Source organism: Methylobacterium sp. WL18, from assembly GCF_008040015.1.
Classification (GTDB): domain Bacteria; phylum Pseudomonadota; class Alphaproteobacteria; order Rhizobiales; family Beijerinckiaceae; genus Methylobacterium; species Methylobacterium mesophilicum.
The window spans coordinates 1-4,856 of the sequence record NZ_VRVD01000352.1; the positions used below are offsets into that span (position 1 = coordinate 1).

Below are 4,856 nucleotides of genomic sequence, written 5' to 3' on the forward strand. Positions count from 1 at the left end.
GCGCCCAGCCGGACGAGGCGGCGAGCGACGCCCGCGCCCGGGCCCGCGAGGCCAAGAGCCTCGACGAACTCGAAAAGATCCTGGCGGATTTCGACGCCTGCCCGCTGCGCTTCACCGCCAAGAACCTGGTCTTCGCCGACGGCAATCCCGAGGCGCGGGTGATGTTTCTCGGGGAGGCCCCGGGCGCCGACGAGGACAGGATCGGCAAGCCGTTCATGGGCCGCTCGGGCCAGCTCCTCGACAAGATGATGGCGGCGGTCGGGCTGGACCGGACCAGCGCCTATATCGGCAACATCGTGCCCTGGCGGCCCCCGGGCAACCGCAACCCGACCCCCCAGGAGGTGGCGGTGTGCCGGCCCTTCGTGGAGCGCCAGATCGAGCTGGTCGATCCGGAGGTGATCGTCTGCCTCGGCGCCCCCGCGACCCAGACGCTGACCGGCACCAAGGACGGGATCCTGCGGACCCGCGGCCGGCTGTTCCCGTACAAGCTGCCGACCGGCGAGGCGAAGCTGCTGGCCACCCTCCACCCGGCCTTCCTGCTGCGCCAGCCGGTACAGAAGCGCCTCGCGTGGCGGGATTTTCGCGCCTTGCGCGCCCTGCTCGACGGGAAAGCTTGACCGGAGCCGCGGAACCGGGCGTTCCCTCCCGTCATTAAAGCTTCGTCCCGAACGGTGTCTGCCGGCTTTCGGACATAGGCGATGCACAGTTAGGACCGCACCCTGCCCGGCGGCAGGCGCGGCATCAGGGCGGTACCATGCGCTGGGACGATCTACGCAGCTCCGACAACGTCGAGGATCGCCGCGGTGAGGGCGGTGGCGGCGGCGGAATGGGCTTCCCGGGCGGCGGCGCGGGCGGCCTCGGGATCGGCACCATCGTGGTGCTGATGATCATCGGCTACTTCACCGGCATCAACCCGGCGATCCTGATCGGCGGCGCCCAGCAGATCGGCCGCGGCGGCGGCCAGCAGGAGCAGCAGGCCGACCCGCAGACCCAGTCCCGGCGCCGCCAGGCCCCGACGGACGAGAGCGGCCGGTTCGCGTCGAAGATCCTGGGCAACACCGAGGACGTGTGGAGCCAGATCCTGCCGCAGCAGACCGGCAAGCAATACACCCCGACGACCCTGGTGCTGTACACCGGCGGCACCCGCTCCGGCTGCGGCTCGGCCCAGGCCGCCATGGGCCCGTTCTACTGCCCGCTCGACAAGAAGGTCTACCTGGACACCGGCTTCTTCAAGGAGATGGCGAGCAAGTTCGGCGTGAAGGGCGACTTCGCCTACGCATACGTCATCGCCCACGAGGTCGGCCACCACGTCCAGGACGTGCTCGGCATCCTGGGCAAGGTCCAGGCCCGCCAGCAGCAGGCCTCCAGCAAGACCGAGGCGAACGCCCTGTCGGTGCGGATCGAGCTGATGGCCGATTGCCTGGCCGGCGTCTGGGCCAAGAACTCGAACGACAAGTACGCCGAGCTGGAGCAGGGCGACATCGACGAGGCCCTCAACGCCGCCGCCCAGATCGGCGACGATTCGCTGCAGAAGCGCTCGCAGGGCTACGTGGTGCCGGATTCCTTCACGCACGGCTCCTCGGCCCAGCGCCAGCGCTGGTTCACCGCCGGCTACAAGAGCGGCCAGACCAAGGCCTGCGACACGTTCCGGACGGCGAACAACTGAGGCCGGGTCAGAGATTCAGCGAGCAGGCCCTGTCTTTGCGAGCGTAAGCGAAGCGATGACGGCGAGAGTTCCCAGTCCAGCGTCATCTCACCAGCGGCTCAGCGAAGGGCTTGGCTTGGACCTTCTTGCGCGCCCTCCAGCATCCTGACGACAGGACTACAGGCTTGACGTGCATGTCGTTTCGCAGTCCCGTTCGATCCAGTCCGACTTATGGAGAGCGCGATGGCGTCCGTCGCCGTGACGGCGAAAGGACAGGTCACCCTGAAACGTGACCTGCTCCAACACCTCGGCATCAAGCCCGGGGAGCGAATCGACTTCGAGAAACTGCCCGGTGGTGAGTTGCGCGTGCGGGCGGCCCGGCCCTCCGGCACGATCGACAAGTTCCTCCATGCCCTCGATGGAAAAGTGACGCTGGATAAGCCGCTGACGATCGAGGCGATGAACGCCATCGCTGAAGCGGGCTGGTCCGGCACGCCGGACGACGCATGAACATCGCCGTCGATACCAACGTGTTGGCCCGGGCGATTCTGATGGACGATCCTGAGCAGGGCCGCACGGCGCGGAAGCTGCTCACGGACGCGAGCACGATCGCGATCCCGCTGCCGTGCCTGTGCGAGCTGGTCTGGATCCTCCGGCGCGGGGCCAAGATCGCGACCGCGGATGTGGCGTCCGCGCTGCGCGCGTTGCTCGAGACCGGGAACGTCACCATGAACCGGCCCGCCGTAGAGGCGGGGCTCGGGCTGCTCGAGGCCGGCGGCGACTTCGCAGACGGGGTCATCGCCCATGAAGGCCGCCGTCTCGGCGGCGAGACTTTCGTCTCCTTCGACCGGGCGGCTGTAGCGCTGCTGTCTCGGCAAGGGGAGGCGGCGCGGCTTCTTTCGTGAGTGCGGCGCCGGCCGAAGAACCTCCGACCCGGGAGAAATCAGCCCTTGCTCAACCGAAGGGCGTTGGCCTGGACCTTCCGGCGGTAGCTGCGGATCACCTTGCCGTTCGAGGCGCCCGAGGCGACCATCAGGGCCGCTTCGCTGGCCGCCATGATCTTCTCCGTCACCATGCGCTGCGCCTCGATCTGCGCGGCCGGGCCGCCCACCGCGAACATCGCCATGCGCTGGGCGATCACGCCTTGAGCCTCGAGGCCCAGCATGGCCATGTCGAGGCTCGTCTTCCACCAACCGAACAGCATCGCGTTCCTTGTGTCTCGCGCGGGGCAACGGCCCAGCCTGTGCTTGGCTCCCGGCGCCGATCCCACGGTTGCGTGAGCGGTCCGCGGCCCCCCGACCCCGGCCCCGTCTTTGCGCCGTCTCGATCCATGCCGTAAGCGGCCTGAAGAAAGCCCTCCCCCGGACACGGCAACCGCCCTTCATGATACGCCTGGACAAAATCACCAAGCAGAACGGGCGCCAGCTCGTCTTCATCGAGGCCTCGGCCGCGCTCCAGCGGGGCGAGAAGATCGGGCTCGTGGGTCCGAACGGGGCCGGCAAGACCACCCTGTTCCGGATGATCATCGGCCAGGAGCAGCCCGACGAGGGCCAGGTCGCGGCCGACCGGGGTATCACCATCGGGTATTTCAGCCAGGATGTCGGCGAGATGGCCGGGCGCAGCGTCGTCACCGAGGTGATGGACGGCGCCGGCCCGGTGAGCACGGTGGCGGCCGAGCTGGCGGAACTCGGCGCGGCGCTCGCCGACCCGGACCGGGCCGACGAGATGGACGCCCTGGTGGAGCGCTACGGCGAGGTCCAGGCCCGGTTCGAGGAACTCGACGGCTACGCCCTGGAGGGCCGCGCCCGGGAGGTGCTCGACGGCCTCAGCTTCAGCCAGGAGATGATGGACGGGGATGTCGGCGCCCTCTCGGGGGGCTGGAAGATGCGGGTCGCGCTCGCCCGCATCCTGCTGATGCGCCCGGACGTGATGCTGCTGGACGAGCCGTCCAACCACCTGGATCTCGAGAGCCTGATCTGGCTCGAATCGTTCCTGAAGGCCTATGACGGCGCCCTGCTGATGACCTCGCACGACCGCGAGTTCATGAACCGCATCGTCACCAAGGTGATCGAGATCGACGGCGGCGCGCTCACCACCTTCTCTGGCGACTACGCCTTCTACGAGGGCCAGCGGAAGCTGAACGAGGCGCAGCAGCAGGCGCAGTTCGAGCGCCAGCAGGCGATGCTGGCCAAGGAGATCGCCTTCATCGAGCGGTTCAAGGCCCGGGCCTCCCACGCCGCCCAGGTCCAGAGCCGGGTGAAGAAGCTCGACAAGATCGAGCGGGTCGAGCCGCCCCGGCGGCGGCAATCAGTGGCGTTCGAGTTCCAGCCGGCGCCGCGCTCGGGCGACGACGTCGTGATGCTCAAGGGCGTCCACAAGCGCTACGGCAGCCGCACGATCTACGAGGGGCTGGACTTCTCGGTGCGGCGCCGGGAGCGCTGGTGCGTGATGGGGATCAACGGCGCCGGCAAGTCGACGTTGCTGAAGCTCGTCACCGGCACCACCGCGCCGGACGACGGCTCCGTCATGGTCGGCGGCAGCGTCAAGCTCGGCTACTTCGCCCAGCACGCCATGGACCTGCTCGACGGCGACCGCACCGTGTTCCAGACCCTGGAGGACGCGTTCCCGCAGGCCGGGCAGGGCTCGCTGCGGGCGCTGGCCGGCTGCTTCGGCTTCTCGGGCGACGACGTCGAGAAGCGCTGCCGGGTGCTCTCGGGCGGCGAGAAGGCCCGGCTCGTGATGGCCCTGATGCTGTACGACCCGCCGAACTTCCTGGTGCTCGACGAGCCGACCAACCACCTCGACATGGGCACCAAGGAGATGCTGATCAGCGCGCTCGCCAACTACGAGGGCACGATGCTGTTCGTCTCCCACGACCGGCACTTCCTGGCGGCGCTGTCGAACCGGGTGCTTGAGGTGACCCCCGAGGGCATCCACCAGTACGGCGGCGGCTACACCGAGTACGTGGCCCGCACCGGCCAGGAGGCGCCGGGTCTGAGGAGCTGAACGGGGGCTGGGGCGCGACCTTCGGGCCCGCTCCCGCGCCGGGTTTCCGGCGCTAAGCTGGCGCCGACCGGGCCGGGGGTGAGACGCCGTGCGACGCCTGCTGAAATTCCTGCACACGATGGGGTCGGCCGGGTTGCTGGGGGCGATGGCGTCCCTGGTGGTCCTCCTGGCGCTGGCCCCCGCGCCGGCCGCCCTGCCCGGCTAC

6 protein-coding genes are annotated in these 4,856 nt (G+C 69.1%); 5 read left to right on the forward strand and 1 reads right to left on the reverse strand.

Annotated elements, in window-relative coordinates:
- The 4 genes from FV228_RS20320 to FV228_RS20335 all read left to right on the forward strand — a co-directional run.
- Window positions 1-617: uracil-DNA glycosylase (locus FV228_RS20320; RefSeq protein ID WP_147856275.1), on the forward strand; the 617-nt coding region annotated here is incomplete at its 5' end.
- A 137-nt stretch (window positions 618-754) separates the two neighbouring features.
- Window positions 755-1,666, forward strand: coding sequence for a neutral zinc metallopeptidase (locus tag FV228_RS20325; RefSeq protein ID WP_147856276.1), 912 nt, complete (start codon window positions 755-757; stop codon window positions 1,664-1,666).
- Window positions 1,667-1,888: 222 nt separating this feature from the next.
- The gene (locus FV228_RS20330) at window positions 1,889-2,155 is read left to right on the forward strand and encodes an AbrB/MazE/SpoVT family DNA-binding domain-containing protein (protein ID WP_147856277.1); all 267 of its coding nucleotides are present in this window, start codon (window positions 1,889-1,891) and stop codon (window positions 2,153-2,155) included.
- Entirely contained in the window at window positions 2,152-2,550 is a 399-nt protein-coding gene (locus FV228_RS20335) for a type II toxin-antitoxin system VapC family toxin (protein ID WP_147856278.1), read from the forward strand. The genes FV228_RS20330 and FV228_RS20335 overlap by 4 nt, the downstream gene beginning before the upstream one ends.
- Window positions 2,551-2,588: 38 nt before the next feature.
- On the opposite strand, the gene FV228_RS20340 is transcribed toward FV228_RS20335, so the two are convergent.
- Window positions 2,589-2,849 carry a hypothetical protein gene (locus FV228_RS20340; RefSeq protein ID WP_147856279.1) on the reverse strand — a complete coding sequence of 87 codons (261 nt, stop codon included), beginning with the start codon at window positions 2,847-2,849 and terminating at the stop codon, window positions 2,589-2,591.
- Between the two features lie 179 nt (window positions 2,850-3,028).
- On the opposite strand from FV228_RS20340, the gene FV228_RS20345 reads away from it, so the two are divergent.
- A complete protein-coding gene (locus FV228_RS20345) occupies window positions 3,029-4,651 on the forward strand; it encodes an ABC-F family ATP-binding cassette domain-containing protein (RefSeq protein WP_147856280.1) in 1,623 nt (540 codons plus the stop codon).
- Window positions 4,652-4,856 lie beyond the last annotated feature (205 nt).

Excerpts from the sequence above, each read along its gene's own strand:
- FV228_RS20325 (WP_147856276.1), top strand. The coding sequence starts at position 755 with ATGCGCTGGGACGATCTACGCAGCTCCGACAACGTCGAGGATCGCCGC.
- FV228_RS20345 (WP_147856280.1), top strand. The coding sequence starts at position 3,029 with ATGATACGCCTGGACAAAATCACCAAGCAGAACGGGCGCCAGCTCGTC.
- FV228_RS20340 (WP_147856279.1), bottom strand. The coding sequence starts at position 2,849 with ATGCTGTTCGGTTGGTGGAAGACGAGCCTCGACATGGCCATGCTGGGC.
- FV228_RS20330 (WP_147856277.1), top strand. The coding sequence starts at position 1,889 with ATGGCGTCCGTCGCCGTGACGGCGAAAGGACAGGTCACCCTGAAACGT.
- FV228_RS20335 (WP_147856278.1), top strand. The coding sequence starts at position 2,152 with ATGAACATCGCCGTCGATACCAACGTGTTGGCCCGGGCGATTCTGATG.